The 25,514-nt window shown below is 56.2% G+C and carries 25 protein-coding genes and 1 tRNA gene; 16 read left to right on the top strand and 10 right to left on the bottom strand.

From position 1 onward, the window contains the following. Window position 1 precedes the first annotated feature (1 nt). From CDH48_RS00350 to CDH48_RS00385, 8 genes are all read left to right on the top strand, one after another. Entirely contained in the window at window positions 2-706 is a 705-nt protein-coding gene (locus CDH48_RS00350; protein WP_100686728.1) for a TRAP transporter small permease subunit, read from the top strand. Next, the gene (locus tag CDH48_RS00355) at window positions 703-2,238 is read left to right on the top strand and encodes a TRAP transporter large permease (RefSeq protein ID WP_100686729.1); all 1,536 of its coding nucleotides are present in this window, start codon (window positions 703-705) and stop codon (window positions 2,236-2,238) included. Before CDH48_RS00350 ends, CDH48_RS00355 begins: the two co-directional genes overlap by 4 nt. A gap of 19 nt (window positions 2,239-2,257) precedes the next feature. Then, a complete protein-coding gene (locus CDH48_RS00360) occupies window positions 2,258-2,683 on the top strand; it encodes a GlcG/HbpS family heme-binding protein (protein WP_100686730.1) in 426 nt (141 codons plus the stop codon). Window positions 2,684-2,707: 24 nt separating this feature from the next. Then, window positions 2,708-4,180: an FAD-linked oxidase C-terminal domain-containing protein gene (locus CDH48_RS00365; RefSeq protein WP_100686731.1), complete on the top strand. Its 1,473-nt coding sequence runs from the start codon at window positions 2,708-2,710 to the stop codon at window positions 4,178-4,180. Then, window positions 4,173-5,240: a glycolate oxidase subunit GlcE gene (gene glcE, locus CDH48_RS00370; protein WP_100687171.1), complete on the top strand. Its 1,068-nt coding sequence runs from the start codon at window positions 4,173-4,175 to the stop codon at window positions 5,238-5,240. The genes CDH48_RS00365 and glcE overlap by 8 nt, the downstream gene beginning before the upstream one ends. Window positions 5,241-5,401: 161 nt before the next feature. Further along, window positions 5,402-6,610: a glycolate oxidase subunit GlcF gene (glcF, locus tag CDH48_RS00375; RefSeq protein ID WP_100686732.1), complete on the top strand. Its 1,209-nt coding sequence runs from the start codon at window positions 5,402-5,404 to the stop codon at window positions 6,608-6,610. Between the two features lie 82 nt (window positions 6,611-6,692). Then, window positions 6,693-7,136: a DUF4124 domain-containing protein gene (locus CDH48_RS00380; RefSeq protein ID WP_100686733.1), complete on the top strand. Its 444-nt coding sequence runs from the start codon at window positions 6,693-6,695 to the stop codon at window positions 7,134-7,136. A 94-nt stretch (window positions 7,137-7,230) separates the two neighbouring features. Continuing rightward, entirely contained in the window at window positions 7,231-8,433 is a 1,203-nt protein-coding gene (locus CDH48_RS00385) for a multidrug effflux MFS transporter (protein ID WP_227520855.1), read from the top strand. Here the strand turns inward: CDH48_RS00385 and CDH48_RS00390 are convergent. Beyond that, window positions 8,381-10,186 carry a SulP family inorganic anion transporter gene (locus tag CDH48_RS00390; protein ID WP_100686735.1) on the bottom strand — a complete coding sequence of 602 codons (1,806 nt, stop codon included), beginning with the start codon at window positions 10,184-10,186 and terminating at the stop codon, window positions 8,381-8,383. The genes CDH48_RS00385 and CDH48_RS00390 overlap by 53 nt on opposite strands. 121 nt (window positions 10,187-10,307) lie before the next feature. Between CDH48_RS00390 and CDH48_RS19170 the strand changes: the two genes are divergently transcribed. After that, the gene (locus tag CDH48_RS19170; RefSeq protein ID WP_188437597.1) at window positions 10,308-10,463 is read left to right on the top strand and encodes a hypothetical protein; all 156 of its coding nucleotides are present in this window, start codon (window positions 10,308-10,310) and stop codon (window positions 10,461-10,463) included. A 78-nt stretch (window positions 10,464-10,541) separates the two neighbouring features. On the opposite strand, the gene CDH48_RS00395 is transcribed toward CDH48_RS19170, so the two are convergent. After that, window positions 10,542-11,645 carry a sterol desaturase family protein gene (locus CDH48_RS00395; RefSeq protein ID WP_157807783.1) on the bottom strand — a complete coding sequence of 368 codons (1,104 nt, stop codon included), beginning with the start codon at window positions 11,643-11,645 and terminating at the stop codon, window positions 10,542-10,544. A gap of 199 nt (window positions 11,646-11,844) precedes the next feature. Between CDH48_RS00395 and CDH48_RS00400 the strand changes: the two genes are divergently transcribed. Continuing rightward, on the top strand, window positions 11,845-12,285 hold the full coding sequence (locus CDH48_RS00400) for a universal stress protein (RefSeq protein WP_100686737.1): 441 nt from the start codon (window positions 11,845-11,847) through the stop codon (window positions 12,283-12,285). Window positions 12,286-12,390: 105 nt separating this feature from the next. Here CDH48_RS00400 and CDH48_RS00405 read toward each other — a convergent pair. From CDH48_RS00405 to CDH48_RS00420, 4 genes are all read right to left on the bottom strand, one after another. Further along, window positions 12,391-12,466: transfer RNA gene (locus tag CDH48_RS00405), tRNA-Phe, on the bottom strand. Window positions 12,467-12,587: 121 nt separating this feature from the next. Continuing rightward, the gene (locus tag CDH48_RS00410) at window positions 12,588-12,860 is read right to left on the bottom strand and encodes an oxidative damage protection protein (RefSeq protein WP_100686738.1); all 273 of its coding nucleotides are present in this window, start codon (window positions 12,858-12,860) and stop codon (window positions 12,588-12,590) included. 75 nt (window positions 12,861-12,935) lie between these two features. Continuing rightward, window positions 12,936-14,003 carry an A/G-specific adenine glycosylase gene (gene mutY / locus CDH48_RS00415; RefSeq protein WP_100686739.1) on the bottom strand — a complete coding sequence of 356 codons (1,068 nt, stop codon included), beginning with the start codon at window positions 14,001-14,003 and terminating at the stop codon, window positions 12,936-12,938. Continuing rightward, complete coding sequence (locus tag CDH48_RS00420) at window positions 14,000-16,204, bottom strand: AsmA family protein (protein WP_100686740.1); 2,205 nt, start codon at window positions 16,202-16,204, stop codon at window positions 14,000-14,002. Before CDH48_RS00420 ends, mutY begins: the two co-directional genes overlap by 4 nt. A gap of 192 nt (window positions 16,205-16,396) precedes the next feature. Here CDH48_RS00420 and CDH48_RS00425 point away from each other — a divergent pair, with 192 nt between their 5' ends. The 5 genes from CDH48_RS00425 to hisF all read left to right on the top strand — a co-directional run bounded on the left by CDH48_RS00425 (window position 16,397) and on the right by hisF (window position 19,767). Continuing rightward, window positions 16,397-16,858, top strand: a complete 462-nt coding sequence (locus CDH48_RS00425) for an SRPBCC family protein (protein ID WP_100687172.1) — start codon at window positions 16,397-16,399, stop codon at window positions 16,856-16,858. 127 nt (window positions 16,859-16,985) lie between these two features. Further along, window positions 16,986-17,579, top strand: a complete 594-nt coding sequence (gene hisB, locus CDH48_RS00430; protein ID WP_100686741.1) for an imidazoleglycerol-phosphate dehydratase HisB — start codon at window positions 16,986-16,988, stop codon at window positions 17,577-17,579. 27 nt (window positions 17,580-17,606) lie between these two features. Next, complete coding sequence (gene hisH, locus CDH48_RS00435; protein ID WP_100686742.1) at window positions 17,607-18,248, top strand: imidazole glycerol phosphate synthase subunit HisH; 642 nt, start codon at window positions 17,607-17,609, stop codon at window positions 18,246-18,248. Continuing rightward, window positions 18,242-18,979, top strand: coding sequence for a 1-(5-phosphoribosyl)-5-[(5-phosphoribosylamino)methylideneamino]imidazole-4-carboxamide isomerase (gene hisA / locus CDH48_RS00440; RefSeq protein WP_100686743.1), 738 nt, complete (start codon window positions 18,242-18,244; stop codon window positions 18,977-18,979). The genes hisH and hisA overlap by 7 nt, the downstream gene beginning before the upstream one ends. A gap of 14 nt (window positions 18,980-18,993) precedes the next feature. Further along, complete coding sequence (hisF, locus tag CDH48_RS00445; RefSeq protein ID WP_100686744.1) at window positions 18,994-19,767, top strand: imidazole glycerol phosphate synthase subunit HisF; 774 nt, start codon at window positions 18,994-18,996, stop codon at window positions 19,765-19,767. Here hisF and CDH48_RS00450 read toward each other — a convergent pair. From CDH48_RS00450 to gpmI, 4 genes are all read right to left on the bottom strand, one after another. Beyond that, window positions 19,764-20,549 (bottom strand): divergent polysaccharide deacetylase family protein, encoded by a 786-nt coding sequence (locus CDH48_RS00450; protein WP_264754746.1) that lies wholly within the window; start codon window positions 20,547-20,549, stop codon window positions 19,764-19,766. The genes hisF and CDH48_RS00450 overlap by 4 nt on opposite strands. Before the next feature lie 44 nt (window positions 20,550-20,593). Further along, a complete protein-coding gene (locus tag CDH48_RS00455; protein ID WP_100686745.1) occupies window positions 20,594-21,991 on the bottom strand; it encodes a S41 family peptidase in 1,398 nt (465 codons plus the stop codon). Window positions 21,992-22,098: 107 nt separating this feature from the next. After that, complete coding sequence (locus CDH48_RS00460; RefSeq protein WP_188437632.1) at window positions 22,099-23,205, bottom strand: murein hydrolase activator EnvC family protein; 1,107 nt, start codon at window positions 23,203-23,205, stop codon at window positions 22,099-22,101. Between the two features lie 53 nt (window positions 23,206-23,258). Beyond that, window positions 23,259-24,806, bottom strand: coding sequence for a 2,3-bisphosphoglycerate-independent phosphoglycerate mutase (gene gpmI, locus CDH48_RS00465; protein WP_100686746.1), 1,548 nt, complete (start codon window positions 24,804-24,806; stop codon window positions 23,259-23,261). Window positions 24,807-24,966: 160 nt separating this feature from the next. Between gpmI and CDH48_RS00470 the strand changes: the two genes are divergently transcribed. Further along, window positions 24,967-25,383, top strand: a complete 417-nt coding sequence (locus CDH48_RS00470; protein WP_100686747.1) for a rhodanese-like domain-containing protein — start codon at window positions 24,967-24,969, stop codon at window positions 25,381-25,383. The last annotated feature ends 131 nt before the right edge of the window (window positions 25,384-25,514 follow it).

Consider the following 25,514-nt stretch of genomic DNA (forward strand, 5'->3'; position numbering starts at 1 on the left):
CATGTCTGATCTGGAAGGCTTCGGATTTGTAATGCCGCACTGGTTGTACTGGGGCTGGCTGGCGGTGATGCCGCTGATCATGATGGCTTGGCACAGGTGGTCCCGCGCCCGGGGCGGCGAGCCCGCTGACCCTGGCATGACGCCGGGTGAACTGCAGGCAGAAGAAGACGATCCTTTGATTTACCTGAGTTTCGAAGGCAACTGGTTCACCCGCCTGATTGACTGGACCAGCGAGAAGTCCGGTGAATTTGTGGCCTTCTGGACCGTCAATGCGGTGGTTTTCTATTTTTTCGAAGTGATCATGCGTTACCTGTTCAACCAGCCGACTGTGTGGGTGCATGAGGCCAGTTTCCTGCTGCTGGGAATGCAATACCTGCTGGCGGGTGCGTTTGCAATGCTGCATGGTGCCCACGTGCGCGTGGATGTGGTTTATAACCTGCTGCCGGTGCGTGGCCGGATCGGCATGGATATTTTCACCTCGATGTTTTTCTTCGTGTTTGCGCTGGTGCTGATGGTCACGTCCTGGACCTTTTTCGAGAACTCCTACGCCATGAATGAAACCACCGTTGAGACCTGGGGCATCCAGTACTGGCCGGTTAAAGGCATGATGATGCTCGGTTCTACGCTGCTGCTGCTTGCAGGCATCTCCAAGTTCATCAAGGACATTGTTCTGTTTGTCCGTCTCGGCCAGGAGCGTGTTGCATGACTACCAGCACAACGACTGCTTCAGGCCCGAGCCTGTCGGGCAAGCTCGGCACCTGGCTGATGATAGTGGCCACCGTAGGGTTCGCTTTTATCATCTGTGTCGAGATGATCAATATCCTGTTCTACGATCCGTTCAGCGATGAGAAATTCCTGTTCAAGTTCGCCGGCAGCCTTGCCAGTGTTGAAATTGGCCCGCTGACGTACCTGATGTTTGGCTCGCTTTTTGTGGCTCTGATGATGGGATTACCGCTGGCCTTCGTAACCGGGGGGCTCGGGGTACTGTTCGTTTATCTGGTGGGCGATTCAATGATGTTGAACATCGTGCCCAGCCGGATATTCCCGATGATGACCAACTCCGATCTGGCGGCGATTCCCCTGTTCATTTTCATGGCGTCCATGCTGGAGCGTGCCGGGCTGATCGAGGAAATGTTCAGTGTGGTCTACAAATGGATGGGTGGGCTTAGCGGCGGCCTGGCGACCGCAACCATACTGGCCTCCACACTTCTGGCGGCCATGGTCGGGGTTATCGGCGCCGCGGTGGTAACCATGGGCATTATTGCGCTTCCGGCAATGTTAAAGCGGGGTTACGACCATAAAATCGCTATTGGCTCCATTATGGCGGGTGGCACACTGGGCATTCTGATTCCGCCCTCTATCCTGGCCATTCTGTATGCAGTGGTGGCACAGCAGTCGGTGGGAGAGCTTTATCTGGGCTCGGTCATTCCGGGGCTGATGCTCTCCGGCATGTATATCGCCTATGTTCTGATTCGTAGCTGGCTGAACCCGAGTCTCGGGCCTCCCGTTCCGGTTGAAGAGCGCATTTCCCTGCGGGAAAAACTGCTCTTGCTCCGTGGCCTTATTGCGCCCCTGATTCTTGTGGCCCTGGTTCTCGGCCTGCTGTTCGGCGGCATAGCAACACCGGTTGAAGCCGCGGGTATCGGTTCGTTTGGTGCCATTGTAGTCGCCATGATGCACGGTAAATTCAACATAAGTGGTCTGCGTGAAGCCTCAATAACCACGGCCAAAGCTTCTGCCATGGTGTTGTGGATCATGTTTGGCGCCTCGGTGTTTGTCGGATTCTATATTCTTCAGGGTGGCCAGCAGTTTGTAACGGACTCCATTCTCAGCACAGGCATGTCCTCTTACGGCATCCTGTTTCTGTTGATGGGGCTGCTGATCGTGCTGGGCATGTTCCTGGACTGGGTTGGTATCCTTCTTCTTGCGGTTCCAATCTTTATTCCGATCGTGAAGGCCCTGACGTTTGAGGGGCTGTTCGGCTTGCCATCGGTAGAGGGGGATGATGTAGTGCTCTGGTTCGGAGTGCTGTACCTGGTCAACATGCAGATGTCTTTTCTCAGCCCACCCTTCGGTTATGCACTGTTTTACATACGCGGCGTGTGCCCGCCGGAAATATCCATGGGCACTATTTTCAAGTCTTCCCTGGTGTTCCTCGCCATTCAGGCCCTTGGTCTGATGGTATGCATCGCTATTCCGGGTGTTGTGACATGGCTGCCAGGGCTGGTTTACGGCTGATTCTGTGGAGGTGAGTAATATGTTAACGATTAACAGGCTGGACCTGTCCGAGGCTCGACTGCTGATTGCCGGCGCGGCTGAAAAGGCCAGGGAAATCGGCGTACCCATGTGCATTGCCATTGTGGACGAATCCGGCAACCTGATTGCATTCGAGCGCATGGACGGAGGCAAGACCAGCAGTGTTACGATTGCCCAGGACAAAGCCTTCACAGCCGCCGCGGCCAAAAAAGCCACTCACGAATACAATGCGGTAAACGTGCCGGGCAGCCTGGCGTTTGGTATTCATACCGAAGTGGGCGGGCGGATAAGTTCGGTTGGCGGTGGTTTGCCGGTAATAGTCGATGGTGAGGTAGTAGGCGGCATCGGGCTGAGTTCCGGCACGCCACAACAGGATATGGATTGTGCTCAGGCGGGGATCGACTACTTCGAAACCCGGCGTGGTTGAGACGCACAGGTTGAGGGAGACCTTATGACAGCCAAACCGAAAATCAGCAAAGTAGATCTGGCTGAACAGCTGCGGGCATTTGTTGATGCGGATTTCGTTATCACCGATGACGAAACCATGAAGCCCTACGAATGCGACGGCATGTCCATGTATTGTGAAATGCCCTTGCTGGTGGTGCTGCCGGAAACCGTAACGCAGGTGCAGCGCATCATGCGTATCTGCCATGAACATGGCGTACCGGTGGTTGCCAGAGGGGCAGGCACCGGCCTGAGCGCCGGGGCCATGCCGAATAAAGAAGGCGTGGTGCTCTCGCTGGCCAAGTTCAACCGTATCCTGAACATCGACCCGCTGGCGCGAACCGCCAGCCTGCAACCCGGCGTTCGCAACCTCGCGATCAGCGAAGAGGCTGCGCAGTACGGCCTCTACTACGGGCCGGACCCCTCCTCACAAATTGCCTGTACCATTGGCGGTAACGTGGCGGAAAATTCCGGCGGTGTACACTGCCTGAAGTATGGCCTTACCGTGCATAACATTCTCAAAGTGGAAATGGTCACCGCAGAGGGTGATGTGGTGACCGTAGGCAGCGATGGCCTGGACAGCTGCGGCATGGACCTGCTTGCCCTGATGACTGGCTCTGAAGGCCTGCTGGGCATCGTTACCGAAGTGAAGGTAAAACTACTGCCGAAACCGGAAGTGGCGCAGGTGGTGATGGCGGGTTTCGATAGCGTACAGAAAGCCGGTGATGCTGTGGGCGGGATTATCTCTCACGGTATCATCCCGGGCGGGCTGGAAATGATGGATGGTCATGCCATTGTTGCCGCCGACGACTTTGCCGGTGCCGGTTATCCCCGCGAGGCAAAAGCACTCTTGCTGTGCGAAGTGGACGGTACTGAAGAAGAAGTGCACGAGCACATCGCAGAAGCCGAGGATGTATTCCGCAAACTGGGGGCCACCTCCGTTCGCACCTCACAAAGCGAAGAGGAAAGGGCGCTGCTCTGGCTGGGCCGGAAATCGGCATTCCCGGCTGTTGGCCGCATTTCTCCGGATTATTACTGCATGGATGGCACCATTCCCCGCCGCCACATTGCGCAGGTGCTTACAGAGATGGAGACAATGTCTGAGGCGTTCGGTTTGCGCGTGGCCAACGTGTTCCATGCAGGCGATGGTAATTTGCACCCCCTGATTCTTTTCGATGCCAACGTACCGGGTGAATTCGAGCGCACCGAAGCCTTTGGCGCCAGCATATTGAAACTGTGTGTGGAAGTTGGCGGCTGTATCACCGGCGAGCATGGTGTGGGTGTGGAAAAGATCCGCCAGATGGCTATTCAGTTCAACGACCAGGAGCTTGAGCAGTTTCACGCGGTGAAGGCCGCTTTTGACCCCACGGGCATTCTTAACCCGGGTAAGGGCGTACCTGCACTGAAATTCTGCCAGGAATACCGCTCCCTTGAGTACAAACAACACAAGCATGAACCAGCGGAAGCCGCCCATGGCTGATATCTCCCAGCAACTGCAGGAGCAAGTGCTCCAGGCCCGCGCAAGCGGGGAAAAACTCAACATCGTCGGTGGTGGCACCAAGGCCTTCATAGGCCGGGAGCCAGCGCCTGGCGCCGGTACTCTGAACACAAGCGGGCACACCGGAATCGTAGACTATCACCCGGTGGAACTGGTGATGACGGTGCGTGCAGGGACACCTCTGAGCGATATTGAAGCCGCGCTCGCAGAAGAGGGCCAGGCACTGCACTTTGAACCCCCGCACTTTGGCCCCGGCTCCACCATAGGCGGAACACTGGCCTGCAACCTCTCCGGCCCCGCAAGACCCTGGGCTGGTTCAATGCGGGATCAGGTGCTGGGCATACGCCTGCTCAATGGCAAAGGCGAACACCTGCGCTTTGGCGGCGAAGTCATGAAAAACGTCGCCGGCTACGATGTGTCCCGGTTGCAAGCGGGCGCCCTTGGCACCCTCGGCGCCATCACTGAAATCAGCCTGAAAGTCATGCCCAGCCTGGCCGCCAGCCTCACCCTGATACAGGACATGGCCGCGGACGACGTGCTGCATTATATGAACAGGCGTGCCGCAGAGCCCAAGCCCATCACCGCCGCCTGCTGGTTTGACGGCAAGGTATACATCCGCCTGTCCGGCGCCAAAACCGCCGTTGAGGCCACCGCTGAAAAGTGGAGCGGCGAGGTAATGGAACAGGGCGATGCTTTCTGGCGCTCCATACAAGATATGCAACACGAATTCTTTACCAATGGAGATGCGCCTCTCTGGCGCTTCAGCGTGGGCTCCACCGCCGCCAACCCGACCCTTGCGGGCGACTGGTTTATCGATTGGGCAGGGGCCCAGCGCTGGTACCGGGGAATAGCAGAGCTTGGTGACATGGAACCCCTTGCCCGAGCTGCTGGCGGGCAGGTAAGCCTGTTCCGGGGCGGCGACCGAAGCGGAGAGGTCATGCACAGCCAGCCCGATGCGCTTAAAACAATCCAGCAGCGGGTGAAAAACTCGTTTGATCCGGACGGAATATTCAACCCCGGACGACTTTATAGCTGGTTGTAGACTCGCCAGGGTCAGAACAGCGATGGGGCGGATGTTTCTCTGAAACTGTGCGAAGCCATGGATGGCGGAGCCAAGCGTACAGGGAAGTATCCACAGCGTGTTTCAGAGAAACATCCGACCCATCGCGATACCACCGATTTTGAAGCTTTAGCGGGTAAAAAATGCAAACTAACCTGGTTCAACAATTCGCCAACACAACCGAAGGGCAGGAAGCGGAAGCCATATTGCGGGCCTGCGTTCACTGCGGCTTCTGCACCGCAACCTGCCCCACTTACCAGGAACTGAACGACGAGCGAGACGGCCCCCGTGGCCGCATCTACCTCATGAAAATGTTTCTCGAAGGCGCAGAAGTCACCGAAAAAACCCGGGAACACCTCGACCGCTGCCTGACCTGCCGCAGCTGTGAAACCACCTGCCCCTCAGGTGTGCAGTACGGTCGCCTGGTGGATATCAGCCGGGGCCTTATCGACAAAGAACTGCCCCGTGCCCCGAAAGACAAATGGATGCGCTGGGCCCTGGCCCGGGTACTCCCCAACCGGGCACTTTTCGGGTTTATGCTGCGCCTGGGGCAAACGTTTGCGCCCGTATTGCCGGGCAAACTGCGCGCTAAAGTGCCGCCCAGAAAACAGGCCAGCCCCTGGCCAGCCGCAAGCCATAACCGCATTGTTCTGGCTCTCGCGGGCTGTGTACAGCCGTCTGCGACACCGAACACCAACGCTGCGGCGGCCCGGGTGCTGGACAGGCTTGGCATTACCATGGTTGAGGCACCGGAAGCCGGGTGCTGCGGTGCTGTGAACTATCACCTCTCCGAGCATGAAAAAGGTCTGGAGCGCATGCGCCAGAACATCGATGCCTGGTGGCCGGCCATTGACGCCGGTGCCGAGGCCATCGTAATGACCGCTTCCGGCTGTGGAGCCATGGTGCAGGATTACGGACACCTGCTGCGGGAGGACCCGGTGTATGCCGCAAAGGCTCAGAAAGTCAGTGAACTGTGTACCGATCTTGGTGCCTTCCTGCTGAAACAGGATCTTGAAAGCCTCAAGGTTCAGCGGAACCCCGGCAAGGTGGCCTTCCATTGCCCCTGCACACTTCAGCACGCCATGAAACAGAGCGGTGTTGTAGAGCAGGTGCTCACCCAAGCAGGCATTGATCTGGCCGTGACCAAAGACAAACACCTGTGTTGTGGCTCCGCCGGCACCTACTCCGTGCTGCAGCCAGAACTCAGCCAGAAGCTGCTGGGTAACAAGCTGGAAGCGCTGACCATCGACAGCCCTGACCGCATTGCAACCGCCAACATCGGCTGCCAGATGCACCTTGAAACCAGGGCCCAGGTGCCGGTCCAGCACTGGATAGAGCTGCTGGACCAGTAAATTGCGAGGCGACGCCTTACACTCCCTCTGGTAATCGTTATACTGCCCCGGCAACCAACGACACCACAGGGAGTGGATTCTTATGCCAGGGATAGTGGCAACTGCCATTCTGATACTTGTTTTCCCGCCAGCGGCCATTGCCGACATCTACACCTGGACAGACGCCAGCGGCGTAGTCCATTTCACCGACACGCCGCCAAGGGGAAAAAGCCATGAGCCATTTGAGGTGGCAGACCCGGTAACCCTGCCCATGGCGGAGAACCTCCGGCAACATAAGCGTATCTCGGATATCCGCAAGCAAGTGAAGGGCATGCTCGCAACCGATGGTAATTCCGAGGCTGCCCACCGGAAGTCGAAAGCAAAAGCGCTCGCAAAGCAGGAGAAAACCTGTGCCGGCTACCGTGAAAAACTGGCCGGGATCCAGTCACAACTTCGGAGGGGCTATGGTGTGGATAAAGGTAACAGCCTGCGTCGCAAACGCCGTAAGCTGAATCGATTGCTTGGCCGGGAGTGTATTCTGCGCTGATGATGTAGACTGTCGGATAATGAGTTCCCTAACGAATTACGGTGGCTCATGTCCCGGTAATTTCTTTTATTTGCACAGAAGGTTGAGTGCTGGTTTGAATACTACACATTTGTCGCATCTCCGGCTGGCCATACTGCTGGGTATGACCGTTGCCCTGGGGCCGCTGGCGCTGGACGCCTACCTGCCGGCATTTCCCGAAATTGCAGATGAGCTTGGAGTTGGCCACGGAAGCGTGGGGCTCACGCTTAGCGCCTATGTGGGCACCCTCGGGCTGGCCCAGTTGCTCGGTGGCCCGCTATCCGACCGCTACGGGCGGCAGCAGGTGCTGTTTGCAGGATTGGTGATATTCGCCGGCGCGGCTTTCATGATTGCACAGGCCCAAACGCTCCCGGATATGCTCGGGTGGCGAATTGTGCAAGGCATCGGCGGCGCCTTCTGTGCGGTATCGGTTCCCGCCATTGTGCGTGACCAGACTAACGGCCAGGATGCGGCACGCCTGTTCGGATTGATTGGTCTGGTGATGTTCATAGCACCGGCTGCCGCACCCTCAATCGGGTCCATGCTGCTTTACTTCAGCGAGTGGCATTCCATCTTCCTGATGCTGTCTGGTTATGGCGCGCTGCTGGCACTTGTTTTGCACTTTGTGCTGTTCCGGCGCCTGCCGCCGCGGAGAAAAGTCCATACGCCGGTTTCCACCCTGGTAACCAACTACGGGCTGGTGCTTCGCCATCGCGTGACAATGCGGTTTGTCGGGGTGCAGGCTTTATGCTTCAGCGCCATGCTGGTGTTTATTACCCACGCCTCGTTTATTTATCAGGAATGGTTCGGGCTCTCCAATGCCATGTTCTCGGGGTTGTTCGCCGCCAATATAGTCGCCATGGCAAGCCTGAATTTGCTGAACCGCCGCCTTCTCAACAAGTACCGATCGGTCCGGATACTCAGAGCCTGCGTGTTCCTGCAGGCCATCGCCGTGAGTGTGCTGGTGATCTTTGCCTGGGCGGGTGCACCCTATTGGGTGATTGCCGCCTGCATTATTGCAGCGGTGGGCTTCATGGGGGCCATTATCCCCAATAACATGGCCAATGCACTGGAGTTCTTTCCCCACCTTGGTGGCACGGCTGCAGCCATGCTGGGGGCAACGCAGTTCACGGTTGCAGGCGCCATAAGCGCGGTTTCGGCAACGCTGGCTGGCGGAACCCTGCTACCAATTGTGCTTGTCATGGCTGCCTGTGTGTTCGGTGCCGCTATTCTGGCCGCCGGCGGGCCGGGTGCGATTGAACGGGAGAGCCGGGTTTAGTGACCCCATGCTTTTTCCGCGGTCGTTTTTTGGCAGCGTTACTCTGCCTGGCAATCGATGCACGCGAACTGATGCCCTGATCGATATACAGCACCGCATCCGTGATTTGGGGGAACATGTGCTCATTAAGTACATATTCGCTCAGGGCTGCGGAGCGCGTGAGGGTGTCACGAACCGGGCCGATTAGGCTGACCATATAAAACTCGATGCCCTGTTCCTGCAGGTTTTCGATCACACTTTCCAGCATGATCAGGGAGGTACTGTCGATGCTGCTTACGGCTTGGGCATCCAGTATTACCGCTTTCAGGGAACCCTCCGGGCGGCGCTTTATCATGCTGTATAACCGTGATTTGAAGTAATCCTTGTTGGCAAAATACAGGGGCGCATCAAAGCGGAAAATCAACAGATCCTTACGTACGCTGATGCTCTCAAACCGGTGGATGTTCCGGTACAGGTCCTCTCCATCGATCTTGCCAAGTTCGGTTATGTGCGGGGTTGTGCTGTTGTAAATCACCAGTACCAGCGATACTGCCACGCCCACCAGCAAGCCCTGCTGAACACCCAGTAACAGCGTAATCAGAAAGGTAACCAGCAGGATCACAAACTCTTTTGTGTCCTGCCGGAACAGGGTTTTCATCTCCTGGTACTTGAACAAACCCAGCACCGACATAACGATGATGGCAGCCAGCACGGCTTTGGGTAAGGGGTAGTCGGTAAACAGGGGCGTAAGGAAGAGTACCGTAATGGCAATCAGGCCAGAGGAAACCAAAGCAGACACCTGGGTTAGCGCACCCGCTTCACGCATGGCCGCGCTGCGTGAAAAACTGGCAGACACCGGGAAGCTCCGGAGCAGGGCACCCAGAGCGTTGGCCAGCCCCAGTGCCACCAGTTCCTGGTTCGGTTGCACGCTGCGCTTGTCTTTTGGTGACTCCTGAGACTTGCAGATCGACATGGTGCCCACGAATCCCATCAGGGCCACAGTAAAGGCAACAGGCAACAACTCGCCCAGTCTGGTGAAATCAATATCCGGAAAATGCGGTGCAGGAAAGCCCTTCGGAACGGAGTTGATGACTTCCACGCCTGCCTGCCCGGCATGAAACAGCCCCGACAGCAGCATGGTGCCAACCAGAAGAAGCAGGGCATTGGGCAGCTTTGGCAGGTAACGTTTGCACAGAAAGATAAACAGAAGACTTGCGACTGAAATCCCCACTGTGATGCCGTGCCAGTCGTTCATGTTCGCTAACAGCTGCCAGGAAAGTTGCAGCACGTTGGCGCTGTCTACATGAAGGCCGGTCAGGCTTTGTAGCTGGCTACCTATGATGATTACGGCGGCGGCGGAGGTGTAGCCGACAACCACCGGGTAGGACAGAAAATTGATAATAAAGCCAAACCGCAGCAATCCGAACAAAAACTGGATCAGCCCCACCAGCAGCGTGAGTTCCACTGCCAGTTGCAGGTACTCATCGGATCCGGGTTCGGCGAGCACGCTGAGGCCGGAAAGTATCAGAATGGCATCCAGGGCCACCGGCCCGATCGAGATCTTGTTGGAGGTTCCCAGCAAGGCGTAAAGAAGCGGCGAGAAGATGGAAGCGTACAGCCCGAACTCGGGGGGCAGGCCGGCGAGAACTGCGTAGCCCATGCTCTGCGGGATCAGCATAACGCCGATAGCCAGGCCCGATGCCAGATCCCGCCTCAACGTCTGGGTTGTATATCCCTGCAACCAAAGCAAGCCAGGCAGTAATTTGTAGAGCATAGAAGCAGTTTATCCCGTGGGAGCCTGCCTGCAAGTGTGTGTAAACGAATGCGTTGAATCAAGAAATATCAGGATATGCTATAATGGATTGCGCAAACCAACAGCCAGTGGAGACATGACTATGGCGAAAAAGAAGGCAGCCGCAACCAGGCACAGCGCTGTGCAGCGGGAACTCAGAACCCCCAAGTATCAGATGCGGGTGGTTGAAGATAAAAGCAAATACCGGCGTAACCGCGACAAGAGGGTAAGGATGGAGGATTTTCGTAAGGCGGCCTGAAGAGCTGTTTTACGAAAGTCCTTCATCTGTGTTCATCCCTGCCACGGCTTATTAGTAGCTTGCCAGAGTGTAAGCGGCTCAGGGCGAATATTCACCTAATCGTTCAGTTCGAGTCCCAGGCTTGCTGCCGTTGAGAAAGTAAGCACTGGCGTACAGGCACGCCAATATGACAATCGCAAAACCCACTTTATTCCACAGGGGCAGGCTAAACTGCTCAAGCAACAGGTGGCTGATCAGGGGGAGTGTGGCCAGGAACAGGGCGACTGAAACGGTTTTTTGCCAGAGGCTTGCTTCCGGGTCGTATTTTTCATACCGCGCGATGTCATAGGGCTTCCAGGGGTTGCTCCTGGCGACGTCCGCAGGGCGCCACCCTGTTGGCATAAACCAGAGTTTTAGTTTGTCTGCCCACCGTTCGGTAGCAACAGCGTCCTCCCATAACCTTGCCCACCAGTCCACATGTGCGGCTATCGGGTTCCAGCTTCGGTAGGGTTTGCGTACACCGAAAACACAGGGCTCTTCTTCGCATTCTTCAGCCCAGGTGCCAAACAGCCTGTCCCACAGCATGATCACGCCGCCGTAGTTTTTGTCGATGTACCGGGTGTTGACTGCGTGGTGAACGCGATGGGCCGCAGGCGTGTTTAAAATGCCCTCAATGACCGGCACGCGCCCAATGGCGCGGGTGTGTATCCAGAACTGGAAAAACTTGTTCAATAACAGCACAGTTGCAAACACTTCAATCGGGCAGCCCATGATTGCCATTGGAATAAAAACCGGAAACATCAGGGTGTCCTGAAAAGCGCCTTGCCGCAGGGCGACCGTAAAATTGTATTCCTCGCTCTGGTGATGGGGCAGGTGGCCGCTCCACATGAAGTTCACGGTATGAGACAGGCGGTGGCCCCAGTAATAGAAAAAATCATAAACGAAGAAAAACAGTATCCACGTAATGGCAGAGCCCACGTCCCATTCAACCAGACCAAACCTGTTGGAGACAAAGGCAAAGATCAGGAATAGCCCACCTTTGGTAAAGAGCTCAAAAATCAGCGTTACAATGCCGCAGCTCATGTTGGTGAGGCTATCGTTCAACCGTAATGGAGTCCGGTTTTTTTGCCAGAAGAACGCAGACTCCAGGGCGATAAACAACAGGAAAAACGGGATGGAAAACGCGACATAGTGATCAGCCATTACTAACCCCATTATTTTTATTAGTAGGTCGAAGTTACACCGGCCACCAGGCAAAAGCTCGCTCTTATACGACACTATCTTGTTTTATTGTGCCGCCACCATCGGTTTACCAGCTGTTTGTAATTGATAGCCGAGTCAGCGGCCTGTCTGTGGTACGGTAGTAATCTATCGGATACAAATGGACAAATGGAGGGATACCATGGGAAAAGTTACTTCAAGCATTGTGGTCGCCTGTGATGCGTCAAGCCACTCGGCAGAGGCCGCGAGGATGGCAGCCGAACTGGCTAAAGCGACTGGCAAGCCGCTTACGCTCTTGTCGGTGTTTCCGAGCGCACGGTTGGAACGGCTGGTGATTGGTGGCGTCATGCCGGATAAGGTTGACGAAGAGGTGAACAGCTACGGGCGTGAGGTGTTTGACGCTGCCAGAAAGGCTGTGAGTGGTATAGCCGATCCGGCTGACGAAGTCCTTCTCAGGGGCGACCCCGCCCACGCAATACTTGAATACCTGGAAGGCAATCCGGAAGTTCATCTTGTATTGGGAAGGCGGGGCCATTCGATGGTGCGCAGCCTCACGCTGGGCAGTATCAGCGAAAAGGTCGTCAGGCATGCCACTGTGCCGGTTACTGTTGTGAATGGGTAATACCGGTACTGTAGCCAGGCAAGTGCCGGGCGCCGCCACCGCTTGGGATTGGTGCCCCGGAAACAACAAAGCCCGCACAAGGCGGGCTAAGTTATTGAATTCTATTGGTGCCCGGAGGCGGAATCGAACCACCGACACGAGGATTTTCAATCCTCTGCTCTACCAACTGAGCTATCCGGGCAGGTTGCTGTACTGCTGTGCAACGGGGCGCTATTAAACCGGTTTCGGTGTGGTGAGTCAAGGCCGGCCCGGAAAAATATCTGAATCTTTTCAGGGTTGGTCAGGCTTTGATCACCCTTGTGTTATTGCTCCGGCGGTACGTAGCCTTCGGCTTTGTCGAAAGGTTCGTTGTTGAAGAAGCGTTCCATCTGCACCTGCAGGTATTTGCGGGTGTTAGGGTCCATCAGGCTCAGATGCTTTTCGTTGATCAGCATGGTTTGCTGGTTTTGCCATTCTTCCCAGGCTTGCCTGGAAATGTTTTCGTAGATGTCCTGACCTTTTGCGCCAGGCATTGGGGGGAAGTCCAGCCCTTCAAGGTCTTTCTGGTATTTGCGGCAGAAAACGGTGCGGCTCATGTTCGCTCCTGTTGTCGTAGATAAGTGGTTGGATGATAACAGATAAAGGCGGTTGGGCGTGTGCTCGCTTTGTTATCAGAGCAGGGCAGCCTGTTCCGGGTTCGTGAGCAGTGTGCGAATGGGTGCTGGCAGGCCCAGCGCCAGCGCTTCGTGCCTGTACAGCCACTTGTGCTGCGCATCATCTCTTACGGTGCTTTGTCCGGTCACGTCCAAACGGGCCGGTTGAATGTGCAGGTGGTAGTGGGAAAAGGTATGGCGGAAACCACCGATCAGTTCGGGTTCCCCGCAGTCAACCCCCAGGTTCTGCTCGCAGGCTTCCTGTAATTCCTCAGCGCCATAAGCCGGGTCCAGCTCGGGCAGGCTCCAAAGGCCACCCCAGATACCACTGGGTGGGCGTCGTTGCAGCAGTATGCGGCCCTCCCGGTCTTCCAGTATGACCATCCAGGTGGTTTTTTCAGGCCTTACCTTTTTGGGTCTGGAGCCGGGGTAGAGGCCTGTTTCACCTCTGGCATAGGCTTTACAGCCGGTCTGCAGGGGGCAATCGCTGCAGGCCGGCCGGCTGCGGGTGCATACCATGGCCCCCAGGTCCATGATGCCCTGGGTGTAATCCCGCACGCGCTCGTCCGGTGTGTGTGCTTCAGCGTGTTCCCAGAGTTGTTTCAGTACAGAGGTTTGCCCTGGCCAGCCGGGAACGGCGTGATAACGGGCCAGTACCCGTTTTACATTGCCATCGAGAATGGCCGCGCGCTTGCCAAACGCCTGGGCAATAATTGCAGCCGCGGTGGATCGGCCGATGCCGGTGAGGCTTTCCAGCTCTTCCCGGGTTTGCGGGAACTTGCCGCCAAAGTCGTCCATTACGGACCGGGCAGCCCTTTGCAGGTTGCGTGCCCGTGCGTAATAACCAAGGCCAGACCAGTGGCTGAGTACGTCATCAACCGGTGCTTCTGCAAGGGTTTGCACATCAGGGAAGCGCGCCATGAAAGCCCTGTAGTAGGGGATAACCGTGGCCACCTGGGTTTGCTGAAGCATGATTTCAGAAACCCACACCCGGTAGGGGGTGCGGTTATGGTGCCACGGCAGGTCATGCCTGCCGTGCCGGTCGTACCATGCCAGAAGCTTTTCAGCGAAGCGGTCTGCTGTCACTTGAACAGGCCTTTCAGTGCGTCTTTTACCTTGTCTCCCGCTCCCTCACCGAGCTTTTCTTCCAGTTTTTCGCGGGCCTTTTCTTCTGCTTTTTCTTTCGCCCTGTCCACTTCTTCCTCGGCTTTTTTGCGTGCGGCGTTTTTGGCAATGGTCTTCAGGGTGTCGCGGAAGCGGGAGCCGTCGAAGGAGCACAGGCTTGCAGCGCCCTGGGAAAAATCACCACGACATTCCACCGGAATCACAACGTCTTCAACGTATTCGGTTACCCGGCAGGCGTTATCGCGATGAATCTCACCTACAATCCGCAGGCCAAGCTCGTAATCCACCAGAGTCTGCTTCATGTCAACCGTGCCATTCCCCTCCAGCTTCATGCCGGCGAGTGATGCTACAAGATCCGTGTTGTTGAAGATGTTGCCGTTGATATCCAGGGTGCCGCGCATATCGTTGAATGGCGTTGTGTCGCCCCAGTCATCGGTTGTCAGTTCTTCACCGTTTGCCAGCGCGATGCCTTGGCAGGCCATGCGCGTCAGGTTCATTTTCCGGAATTCACCCTTGGCAAGATTGAAGCTGATCTGGCCATCGGCGTTCTCTCTCAGATCCGGGATGCGGTTGCCGGAAGTGGTCGCATTGACTTTTAGGTTGGCTCCGCCGGAGAGCATAGTGATTTCAGCCACGTCCGCCAGCAGGGGCAGAGTCTGGACGTTGCTTACATCGGAGTTGATTGACCACTTGGGATTGTCGCTGCGGGCATCAATGGTGGCTTTGGCGCCAAAGCTGCCTTCGTAGAGCTTACCGCTGAACTCGTCTACTTTCAGCAGGCCTTCGCGGGCAGTAGTGCTGGCTTTGATTTCGTTGATGGTGAGGTTGCTCACAACCAGCTCGCCCAGCCCGAAGTCGATGTCCAGTAGCAGGCTGCGCAGGGTCTCCAGAGGCAACAGATCGCCTTGCGGGCCGCTGCCGGCGGTTTGTACCGGGGCAGCGCTTTCAGCTTCTGCGCCCTCCGCCTTGGGGGGCAGGTAGCGGTCGGCGTTGAGTTTATCGCCCTGGAGGTCAAATACTATGCCTCCGTTTTCGAGGTTATAGCTGCCGGCGCCTTTGAAGGTGGTGTCGTCCAGTTTGATGACCAGGTCAGCAAGCGCAGGTTTGCCCGCGGCGCCGCCAATGCTGGTGGAGAAGGCAATGGCCTGGAGGACTGTTTCATCGGCTGTCTCAACGGCAGGTTGCCCAAGGTTTTTGAGCAGGTCTTTAAGGGAGAACTCTTTGATGGCAATTTTGCCGTTCAGGGCCGGCTTATCACCAAAGCCTTTCACATCCAGATTGGTGTTCAGGGTCAGGTTGGCGAGGCTGGCGGTGATGTCGCTGAGAGTAGCAGTTTCGTTTTCCAGGTTGGCCCTGGCTGAACCGCTTATTCTGGCTGTGACGGATTTGCCGCCGAATGGTTCGCCGTTCATGTTGAACTCCGCGTCCAGGCCGGAAACTGCAAAGTCGTTCAGCGCTTCGTTGGCCGCCAGGCGGGCCTCAATGTTCCCGTCTACCGTAAACTGCGGCTTTGCAGTTTCTACACGAAAGCCAACTTCCAGGGGGAATTCGGAGCCGAGGGTGATGTTGCTGGCATTTACTGTGAAATCTTCCAGAGTCACTTTCTGCCCGGTACGCTGATCACTGTAATGCACCTGCGCGTTACTGATCTGAACATTGTCAACATTGAAGTTCAGGGGGGTGCCACCGGTTCCCTCGGCGGGTGTCTGGCCGGGCTTGCCGGCAACCTCTTGCTTGTCTTTCTGCCCGTCCTTTCGCGTTTTGCCTTCTGCAGGTTCCGGCATGATGCGCGTCCAGTTGCCTTCACCCTGTTTGTTGATGCTCAGGTGGGCGTCCAGGCCGTCGAGCACGAAGGTGCTGACCTGCGGCGACATGGTAATCAAGGACCAGAAGTCGACCTGTGCTACCAGTTGCTTCAGTGCAATCAGGCGCTCACCATCCAAAGTGGCTTCCACATCATTCAGCTCAAGCCCGAGAGGAATAAAAGACCAGCCGATGTCGCCTTCCAGAATGAGATCGAGGTTGGTTTTCTCTTCAACCACCTTTTCGATCTGCGGTTTATAGTCGTTCGGATCTATAACGGCCATGGCAACGGCAATCGCGACAATGGCGAGAACGACAAGTGCAACGACGGCGATCAGCACATAACGAATGGCTTTCATGATTCAGGCATCCTTTCATGTTGCGGGAGCTTCAGGATTCATGTCGAATCCCGGTGCGAACAGGCTAAAGGATAACGCAGGGTTAACAAATTAACAGCGCAGGAGTATGACAATGCGTTAGTGTTGGGCCAAAATGCACGCCGACTGTTTTCCGACTACATTATTACGTATAAACATAAAAAGGAGTTCGCTGTGGCTATTACTGTTTCAATTGAGCTGAACCGGGAGCTTGAAATTGCCGGCAGTTATGATGAAGTTTTCGAACTGCTGGCGGACGTTCCCCGCTCTGCAAGCTATTTCCCGAAAGTACACAAGCTAACTGACCTGGGTGACAACATCTACCGCTGGGAAATGGAAAAGGTGGGTATTGACAAGCACGCTATCCAGACTGTCTACGCCAGCCAGTACTTTTCCGATAAAGAGGCCGGAAAGATCACATGGGAACCGGTAAAAGGTGAAGGTAACGGCCTGGTGCGTGGCTCCTGGCAGCTGACAGCAAAGGGCGACAAGGCCACAGCATTGAAGTTCCACACCAGTGCGGAGCTGACTCTGCCTCTGCCCGGGTTGCTGAAGCTGGCAATCAGCCCGGTTATCAAGCACGAGTTCAATGGCCTTGTGGACACCTACATGAATAATCTGAAGAAGGCCTTCTGATTTTCCTGCCACCAGAGAAGCTATCGGGCCGATTAACCCGGTTGTGGGACTCCTGAGAGCATAAAAGGTATAATCCGGAGATTGAACATGTCCGGCTTTATGCCGCTTAATTTGCTACGGAGTCCCCATGGCCGAACGTAAGGCTCGGGTAGAACGAAATACCCTTGAAACACAGATTGCTGTTGAAATTAACCTCGACGGTACCGGTAAGCACAGTTTTGATACAGGCGTTCCGTTTCTTGATCACATGATGGAGCAGATTTCCCGTCATGGTCTGGTTGATCTGGATATTGTCTCCAAAGGCGATCTGCACATTGATGATCACCACACGGTAGAGGATATTGGCATCACCCTCGGCCAGGCGTTCAAGCAGGCCGTGGGTGATAAAAAAGGGATTCGCCGTTACGGCCATGCCTACGTGCCACTGGACGAGGCACTGTCGCGTGTAGTGATTGATCTTTCCGGGCGCCCCGGCCTGATAATGGAAGTGCCTTACACCCGCAGCACTGTCGGCGGCTTTGACGTCGACCTGTTTGAAGAATTCTTCCGTGGGTTCATCAATCACGCCATGGTTACACTGCACATCGACAATCTGCGGGGCAAGAATACCCACCACCAGATTGAGACAGTGTTCAAAGCATTTGGCCGTGCCCTGCGTGTAGCCATTGAAATGGATGAGCGTATGGCGGGTGTAACCCCGTCTACCAAAGGCCTGTTGTAATCCGCCACCAAGGACACCGCACAAAGCATGAAAACCGTTGCCATCATCGACTACGGCATGGGGAACCTTCACTCTGCCCGCAAGGCAGTAGAGCACGTCGCCCCGGGTACCAGGGTTCTGGTAACCGACAACGCAGATCAGATTCGTGAAGCCGACCGGGTGATTCTGCCCGGCGTCGGTGCCATTCGCGATTGCATGGCGGAAATCCGCCGGCTGGGCGTGGATGACCTGGTGCGGGAAGTATCCCGTGATCGTCCGTTCCTGGGAATCTGTGTTGGTATGCAGGCGCTTATGTCCCGTAGCGAAGAAAATGGCGGGGTCGAGGGGATTAACCTGTTCCCGTCCGAGGTGCGCTTCTTTGGCGAAAACCTGACAGAAAACGGCGAACGCCTGAAGGTGCCTCACATGGGCTGGAATCAGGTGTACCACACTAAGGAACATCCCCTGTGGCAGGGTATTCCCGATGGTGACCGCTTCTACTTTGTGCACAGCTATTACGCCGAGGCGGAAGGCAACCCCGACATTGCCGGGCGCAGTCATTACGGGGTTGACCTGGCGGCTGCGGTGGCCCGGAACAATATTTTTGCTGTGCAGTTTCACCCGGAGAAAAGTGCCGGGGCTGGGCTGCAACTTCTCAAGAACTTTACAGACTGGAACGGAACATGCTGATTATTCCCGCCATTGATCTCAAAGACGGCAAGTGCGTGCGTTTGCGCCAGGGCCGCATGGAAGATTCCACCGTATTCGGTGGTGACCCGGTTGATATGGCCACCCGCTGGGTAGAAGCCGGCGCCCGCCGCCTGCACCTTGTTGATCTGAATGGCGCGTTTGCCGGCGAGCCGGTAAACGGGGAAATTGTAAAAGCCATCGCCCGCAAGTATCCGGATTTGCCGATACAGATTGGTGGCGGTATCCGTTCGGCCGAAACCATTGAAGCCTATCTCGAAGCCGGTGTGCAGTGGGTTATTATCGGTACCAAGGCGGTGAAAGAGCCGGAGTTTGTGACCGACATGTGCAAACGCTTCCCCGGTCATATCATCGTGGGGCTGGACGCCAAAGATGGCCGTGTTGCCACCGATGGATGGGCTGAGGTTTCCGAAGTGATGGCAGTGGATCTGGCGAAGCGCTTTGCCAACGATGGCGTTGAAGCGATTGTTTACACCGACATCAACCGCGATGGGATGATGCAGGGCGTTAACGTGGAAGCCACCGCAGCACTGGCAGAAGAAGGTGGCATTCCGGTTATTGCCTCCGGCGGCGTAACCAGCATGGATGACCTCAGGCGTCTGGCGCCGGTTGCTGGCAAGGGTATTATCGGCGCCATTACCGGTCGGGCCATCTACGAGGGCACTCTGGATGTAGCGGAAGCCCAGGCATTCTGTGATTCCCTGACAAACTGAACAAGGTAGATTGTATGGCACTGGCAAAGCGCATAATCCCCTGCCTGGATGTAGACAAAGGGCGTGTTGTTAAAGGCGTGAACTTTGTGGATATCCGGGATGCCGGCGATCCTGTGGAAGTGGCCCGTCGCTACAATGAACAGGGTGCGGATGAGATTACCTTTCTGGATATCACCGCCAGCCATGAGAGCCGCGACACTACCTATGAAACCGTGGAGCGTATGGCGGCGGAAGTTTTTATTCCGCTGACGGTCGGCGGTGGTGTTCGCACAGTGGAAGATATCCGCAAGTTGCTGAACGCCGGGGCAGACAAGGTGGCCATTAATACTGCCGCCGTATTCAACCCGGAGTTCGTGCGGGAAGCGGCGGACCGTTTTGGCAGCCAGTGCATTGTGGTGGCTATTGATGCCAAGCAGGTCAGTGCTGAAGGTGAGCCGCTGCGCTGGGAGATTTTCACCCATGGTGGTCGCAAGCCAACAGGGCTGGATGCCGTGGAGTGGGCCCGCAAGATGGTAGAAATGGGAGCCGGCGAGCTCCTGCTTACCAGTATGGACCGGGATGGCACCAAAATCGGCTTTGACCTTGGTCTGACCCGGGCAGTCAGCGATGCGGTGGTTGTTCCTGTAATTGCTTCAGGTGGTGTGGGTGAGCTTCAGCATCTGGCAGATGGCGTTACCAAAGGTGGTGCAGATGCTGTTCTGGCAGCGTCCATATTTCATTTTGGTGAGCACACCATCCCGGAAGCCAAGGCGTTCATGAAGGCCCAGGGTATCGAGGTCCGGGATTAGTCCTTTTTAGCATAAGCAGGCCTTATGGTCTGCTTTTCCCCTTCTGCAAACATTCTCTGGTTGTTATTTCTGATGGCCCAGAGCCCGCTTACGGTTGCAATGGCAATGCCCTGCTCATCCAGTAGTGGAAGGTGTTTTTCCAGGTAGTCGACGGTCACCGGGTGTGGGTGGCCAATGCCAACTGCGCTGCCATTTTCTTTCGCCCGGCGAATAAGCTCCTTGAACTGCCGGTCGACATATTCTTCTGTTTGCTCGTGGTCCAGAAACACATCCCGGGACAGGGTGGGAATGCGGTAAGCCGCGGCAACTTCGCCCGCAACAGTCGTGGCGATGGTTCTGCTGTCTACAAAATAAACCGGATAGCGGTCCAGTTCCTTCATGACCCAGTCCATGGGTCTGAGCTGCTGTGTCAGCAAGCTGCCCATGTGATTGTTCACCCCCTGCACATAGGGGATAGACCGCAGGGCACGGCGCAGGGTTGTTGTCAGGCTTTGCTCGTCCATATCCGGGGTCAGGCCCCCGGGGCCAAGGCCAAAGTTGCGGGTGTTGGCCATGGGAGCGTGCAGCATGATCTCTTTTTCGCGGCTGTGCGCTAGGCGGGCAAGGGTGTCTGTGTGCCGACGATACGGCAGGAAGGCCAGGGTCAGCGGCTGATCCAGGTTGGCCAGGCGCTCACCCTCGTACAGGTTGTGCCCCATGTCATCAATGATGATGGCAATGGTTGGCGGCACATCGCGAGATGCCGGCTCCGCTACGGTAGGACTGGCTACAAGGCTTAACAGGGCGAACAGCGCCAGATTGGCCAGGGTAAGAGAACAGGTCGCCTTCACTGTGCTGTGCCTTCTCCCTTTCGGTTGAGAATGCTCAGTCCTTTCAGAAGGTTAAGCGCGGACCTCAGCTGATAATCCCGGTCTGCCGTGGAGCCGGGCTGGTCTTCAGTAGTCGATTGCTTGTCTTTGCCTTCCGTTTTCTCATCCTGGCCAATCAAATGGCCGCTCAGGTCGGCTTCGGTAAAGAAGGGGCGGCTATCCAGCTCCTTCAGTTCTGCGGGCTTTACTTCGATATCCGGTTTGATGCCCGTGGCCTGGATCGAACGCCCGTCAGGGGTGTAATAGCGAGCCGTTGTCATCTTGATGGCGTGGGTCTCATCCAGCGGGATCACTGTCTGAACGCTGCCCTTGCCAAAGGACTGGGTACCCATGATGACCGCCCGTTTATGATCCTGCAGGGCGCCGGCAAGAATTTCCGACGCAGAAGCGGAGCCGCCGTTAATAAGTACAACGATTGGCGTCCCGGCCATCACATCGCCGTCTTTGGCGCTGAAGCGCAGGCGCGAGCTCTGGATTCTACCTTCCGTATACACAATCAGCCCTTCGTCCAGCAAGGCATCCGCCGTTGCTACCGCAGCCTGTAATACACCGCCCGGGTTGTTGCGCAGGTCGATGATCAGTCCGTCCAGATCGCCGCCATGTTCTTCCCGGAGCTGCTCCAGGGCTTCGGTGAACTGCTCGCCGGTCTCCGCCTGGAACTGGGTGAGGCGCACGTAGCCATAACCGTTTTCAATCATTCGGCTCTTTACGCTGGTAACCTTGATAACGGCTCGCTCAACCTCGATCTCTACCGGTACGTTTTCACCTTCCCGCATGATGGTCAGCGTAAGAATGGTGCCCGGCTTGCCACGCATAAGCTGAACGGCTTCTTCCAGGCTCATGCCTTTTACCGGCTTCTCATCAAGCTTGATGATCAGGTCGCCTGCCTGAACGCCCGCCTTCTGGGCCGGTGTATCGTCAATCGGCGCGATTACTTTTACAAAACCGTTCTCCATACCCACTTCAATGCCGAGGCCACCGAATTCGCCGGATGTGCTCTCTTCCAGCTCTTCGTAGTCCTTGGGGGCCAGGTAGGTGGAATGTGGGTCGAGATCGGAAAGCATGCCTTTGATGGCGCTTTCAAGTAGTTGCCTGTCGCTCACTTCTTCCACGTAGGCGGCTTTTATCCGGCTGAAAACCTCGGTGAATTTGCGCAGGTCATCCAGGGGAAGTTGCGTTTCCGGGTCCGGGAGGGTGATTTCAACACGTGTGCCGTCCTGAATGCCCTCCAGTAATTCGGTGTTGGTGGAGGGGGCTTCCTGCGCGAAAGCCAGTCCCGGAATGGTAATGAAGCAGGCCGCCAGAATGGCTGAGCGCAAAGGTGATACCTGGAGTATATTTCGGACCCGATTCATTCACATATCCCGTGGTTATTCCGATAGTTGGGTATAAAGTGAGGCTTGGTTACCTGTTCCCGACAGTATGGCGCCACCGGGCGCGTTTGTCAGCCCCGCACCGGAGTTCAGTTGGCCAGCCAGCGCCCCGGGTTATCCGGTTTGCCGTTATGACGAACCTCAAAATAAAGCGCCGGGCTTTCTGTACCGCCCGTGCGACCCGCCTGTGCGATAGCCTCGCCGGCTGAAACCCAGTCGCCGGGGCTGGTAAACAGGCTGCTGCTGTTGCCATAGAGTGTCATGTAGCCATCACCGTGATCAATGATTGTGATCAGCCCGAAGCCCCTGAGCCAGTTGGCGAACACAACACGGCCATAATGGATGGCTTTTACTTCGGCTTCTTCGTCAGTCTGTATAAGAAGGCCGTTTCTGCGGAGTTTGCCGTCTGCGTATTTATCGCCAAACCGGCTGACGACCTTACCCTTCACCGGCCACGGCAGTTTGTTCCTGAGTGACTGGAAAGGTTGCGACTCGTTAGGCGAAGGGATGTTGGCAATGGCTTGCTGAACTTCCGAGAGCAGTTTTTCCAGGCGCTTGCGGTCGGCTTCAAGCTCGTCTTTTTCAGTTCGCCGGCTACGGATATCCTGGTTCAGCGCTGTCAGGGTCTTTTCCCGTTCCTTGCGGGAGACTGTTAATTCCTGCTGGCGTTTTACGATGCCTTCTTCAGCAGCCGTCAGCTTTTCCTGTGTGCTTTTAGCCGCAGCTTGTGTGGCCTTGAGTTCCGCAAGGTTTTTATGGAAGGTTTCAAGGCGTTTGACGGTATCTCGGCTGAGGTATTCGTAATAGGTCATGGTCCGGGCTATGTTGTCCGGATCAATCTCATTAAGCAGAATCTTGACGGCGGGCGCGTCGCCCTCCATCCAGGCGGTGCGTATCAGTGTTTTCAGGCTGTCTCTCTGGCGCTCAAGCGTGTGTGCGAGTTCCCGTTCCTGCTCCTGCAGCTTGGCAAGTCGCTGTTGCTGTTCCTTCACCTGCTCGCGCAGGGATCTGCGTTCCCGAGTCAGCCGGCTGATGGTGCGTTCGGCTGTAGCAAGCTGTTGCTCCAGAGCGGAACGATCCTTCTCGGCGTCTGCCAGCCACTCATCAATACCCTCAATGCGTTTCTTGAGGGCTTCAATCCGGGCAGGGGTAACCTCTTGCCCGAGCGTTACCGGCGCCGCACCCAGGGTCAGCATGAGTGCAAGCGCCAAAACCGCAGTCCGTCGCAATGGCAGAACCTGCTTGCGAATCAACCGATTTCGACCAGGCTATGCCCGGTCATTTCCTTCGGCTGTTCCAGACCCATCAAAGTGAGCAGGGACGGGGCCACATCACTGAGGCTGCCGTCATCTTTCAGGCTGACCTTGCGGTTACCCGTGTAAACCAGTGGCACCGGCCCGATTGTGTGCGCCGTATGAACCTGGCCCGAGTTGGGGTCTGTCATCTGCTCACAGTTACCATGGTCGGCCGTTATCAGTGCTTCACCGCCCACTTCATCCAGGGCTTCGACCACCCGTTGAATGCACTGATCCAGGCATTCTGCTGCCTTGATGGCGGCGTTCAGGTTGCCGGTGTGGCCTACCATGTCTCCGTTGGCGTAGTTGCACACCACCAGATCGTATTTTCCGCTCTTGATGGCTTCCACCAGTTTGTCGGTAACCTCCGGAGCGCTCATCTCAGGCTGAAGATCGTAGGTTGCAACTTTCGGGGAGGGAACGAGAATCCGGTCTTCGCCGGTAAACGGCGTTTCCAGGCCGCCGTTAAAGAAAAACGTGACGTGAGCGTATTTTTCGGTCTCCGCAATGCGCAGCTGGGTCTTCCCAAGGTCAGAAACGTATTCGCCCAGGCCGTTAACCAGTTGCTCTGGGGGATAGGCGCAGGAGGTTTTGATATCTGCGGCGTACTCGGTGAGCATTACGAAGTCGGCCAGCCGCGGATGCTTCCGGCGTTCGAATCCTTCAAAGCTGCTGTCTACAAACGTGCGGGTCATCTCTCTTGCGCGGTCGGCACGGAAGTTCATGAACAGGACCGCATCACCATCGTTGATGGTGCCCGCCGGCTCACCGGCATTCCGGATAACGGTCGGCTTTACAAATTCGTCGTTTTCGCCACGCTCGTAAGCCTGCTCCAGCCCAGACACCGGGTCGGTTGCGCTAAATTCCGATTCGCCCAGAACCATCAGGTTGTAAGCGGCTTCAACCCTGTCCCAGCGATTGTCCCTGTCCATGGCAAAATAGCGTCCCACTATGGAGGCAACGCGGCCCACACCCAGGCTTTTCATCCGGGCGGCAGCCTTTTCCAGGGAAGGGCGGGCACTGCGAGGCGGCATGTCGCGGCCGTCGAGAAACGCGTGAATGTACACTTCCCCGGCGCCACGGGATGCAGCGAGTTCGGCGGCTGCAAGAATGTGGTCTTCATGGCAGTGAACGCCACCGGGCGAAAGCAGGCCCATAAGATGAACCGCACCGCCGTTGCTGATGGCCTTGTCGATGGCCGAGCACAGGGCTTTGTTCTCATTAAAGGTGCCGTCTTCCAGGTCTTTGTCTATGCGCGTAAGGCTTTGATACACAACGCGACCGGCACCCAGGTTCATATGCCCGACTTCCGAGTTGCCCATCTGCCCCTTGGGCAGGCCTACAAACATGCCCGAGGTGTTGATAAGTGTTTTGGGTCTGGATTCCCAGAGCTTGTCCCAGAAGGGCGTGTGGGCGTTGCTGATGGCGTTGTCGGCGGCGGGTTCACGATGGCCCCAGCCGTCCAGAATGATCAGTGCTGTCGGCTTGCGCAATGCTGTCATCATTTTGTCCGGAAGTAGAGTAGCGATGAGTTTACAGGAGCAGCTGTGAAGCTTATCCATTTTTGCGCTCACAGGCCACCGTCATGACCCTGGATGGTCGCCTTCTGTCCAGCGTACAGGCTGTGTATAATCCGCCCAAACTTATTTTCAGGGTAACCTCATGGATCGGTTGTTTGAATTTGTCGTTAACCACTACATTCTTGCTTCACTGTTTGTGGCTTTTCTGGTCGCTATTCTGGTACTGGAGTCCCGGCGTGGTGGCGCCAAGATCTCGGCCCAGGGTGCTGTCAGCCTGATTAACCGTGACGAAGCCATAGTTGTGGATATCCGTGATCGTAAAGAGTTTGCCGAGGGGCGCATCACCGGCTCTGTAAATATTCCGCTAAGCAGCCTGAAAAGCCGTGCCGCCGAACTGAAAAAGCACAAGGACAAGCAGATCATTGTTGCCGATAAAATGGGACAGCACTCGGCCATGGCGGTTAAACAGCTTAACGCCGAAGGTTTCGCTAACGTGGTGCGCCTCAATGGTGGTGTCAGCGACTGGAAAGCCAGTAATTTGCCGCTGGTGAAGAAGTAAGAAAAGCACAGACCCAACTTGAACTGAACACCGATCTGCCGCACTGTTTCACATAACCGGTTGCCGCCAGACAGTAGACTGTTCCGGCAGATGTAACCCAGACAATGGGCATGAGCCCACTGTACGACTCT

The organism is Marinobacter aromaticivorans (assembly GCF_002806975.1).
Taxonomy (GTDB): Bacteria; Pseudomonadota; Gammaproteobacteria; order Pseudomonadales; family Oleiphilaceae; genus Marinobacter; species Marinobacter aromaticivorans.

Excerpts from the sequence above, each read along its gene's own strand:
- CDH48_RS00350 (WP_100686728.1), top strand. The coding sequence starts at position 2 with ATGTCTGATCTGGAAGGCTTCGGATTTGTAATGCCGCACTGGTTGTAC.
- CDH48_RS00355 (WP_100686729.1), top strand. The coding sequence starts at position 703 with ATGACTACCAGCACAACGACTGCTTCAGGCCCGAGCCTGTCGGGCAAG.
- CDH48_RS00360 (WP_100686730.1), top strand. The coding sequence starts at position 2,258 with ATGTTAACGATTAACAGGCTGGACCTGTCCGAGGCTCGACTGCTGATT.
- CDH48_RS00365 (WP_100686731.1), top strand. The coding sequence starts at position 2,708 with ATGACAGCCAAACCGAAAATCAGCAAAGTAGATCTGGCTGAACAGCTG.
- glcE (WP_100687171.1), top strand. The coding sequence starts at position 4,173 with ATGGCTGATATCTCCCAGCAACTGCAGGAGCAAGTGCTCCAGGCCCGC.
- glcF (WP_100686732.1), top strand. The coding sequence starts at position 5,402 with ATGCAAACTAACCTGGTTCAACAATTCGCCAACACAACCGAAGGGCAG.
- CDH48_RS00380 (WP_100686733.1), top strand. The coding sequence starts at position 6,693 with ATGCCAGGGATAGTGGCAACTGCCATTCTGATACTTGTTTTCCCGCCA.
- CDH48_RS00390 (WP_100686735.1), bottom strand. The coding sequence starts at position 10,186 with ATGCTCTACAAATTACTGCCTGGCTTGCTTTGGTTGCAGGGATATACA.
- CDH48_RS19170 (WP_188437597.1), top strand. The coding sequence starts at position 10,308 with ATGGCGAAAAAGAAGGCAGCCGCAACCAGGCACAGCGCTGTGCAGCGG.
- CDH48_RS00395 (WP_157807783.1), bottom strand. The coding sequence starts at position 11,645 with ATGGCTGATCACTATGTCGCGTTTTCCATCCCGTTTTTCCTGTTGTTT.
- CDH48_RS00400 (WP_100686737.1), top strand. The coding sequence starts at position 11,845 with ATGGGAAAAGTTACTTCAAGCATTGTGGTCGCCTGTGATGCGTCAAGC.
- CDH48_RS00410 (WP_100686738.1), bottom strand. The coding sequence starts at position 12,860 with ATGAGCCGCACCGTTTTCTGCCGCAAATACCAGAAAGACCTTGAAGGG.
- CDH48_RS00420 (WP_100686740.1), bottom strand. The coding sequence starts at position 16,204 with ATGAAAGCCATTCGTTATGTGCTGATCGCCGTCGTTGCACTTGTCGTT.
- hisB (WP_100686741.1), top strand. The coding sequence starts at position 16,986 with ATGGCCGAACGTAAGGCTCGGGTAGAACGAAATACCCTTGAAACACAG.
- hisH (WP_100686742.1), top strand. The coding sequence starts at position 17,607 with ATGAAAACCGTTGCCATCATCGACTACGGCATGGGGAACCTTCACTCT.
- hisA (WP_100686743.1), top strand. The coding sequence starts at position 18,242 with ATGCTGATTATTCCCGCCATTGATCTCAAAGACGGCAAGTGCGTGCGT.
- hisF (WP_100686744.1), top strand. The coding sequence starts at position 18,994 with ATGGCACTGGCAAAGCGCATAATCCCCTGCCTGGATGTAGACAAAGGG.
- CDH48_RS00455 (WP_100686745.1), bottom strand. The coding sequence starts at position 21,991 with ATGAATCGGGTCCGAAATATACTCCAGGTATCACCTTTGCGCTCAGCC.
- CDH48_RS00460 (WP_188437632.1), bottom strand. The coding sequence starts at position 23,205 with ATGCTGACCCTGGGTGCGGCGCCGGTAACGCTCGGGCAAGAGGTTACC.
- gpmI (WP_100686746.1), bottom strand. The coding sequence starts at position 24,806 with ATGACAGCATTGCGCAAGCCGACAGCACTGATCATTCTGGACGGCTGG.
- CDH48_RS00470 (WP_100686747.1), top strand. The coding sequence starts at position 24,967 with ATGGATCGGTTGTTTGAATTTGTCGTTAACCACTACATTCTTGCTTCA.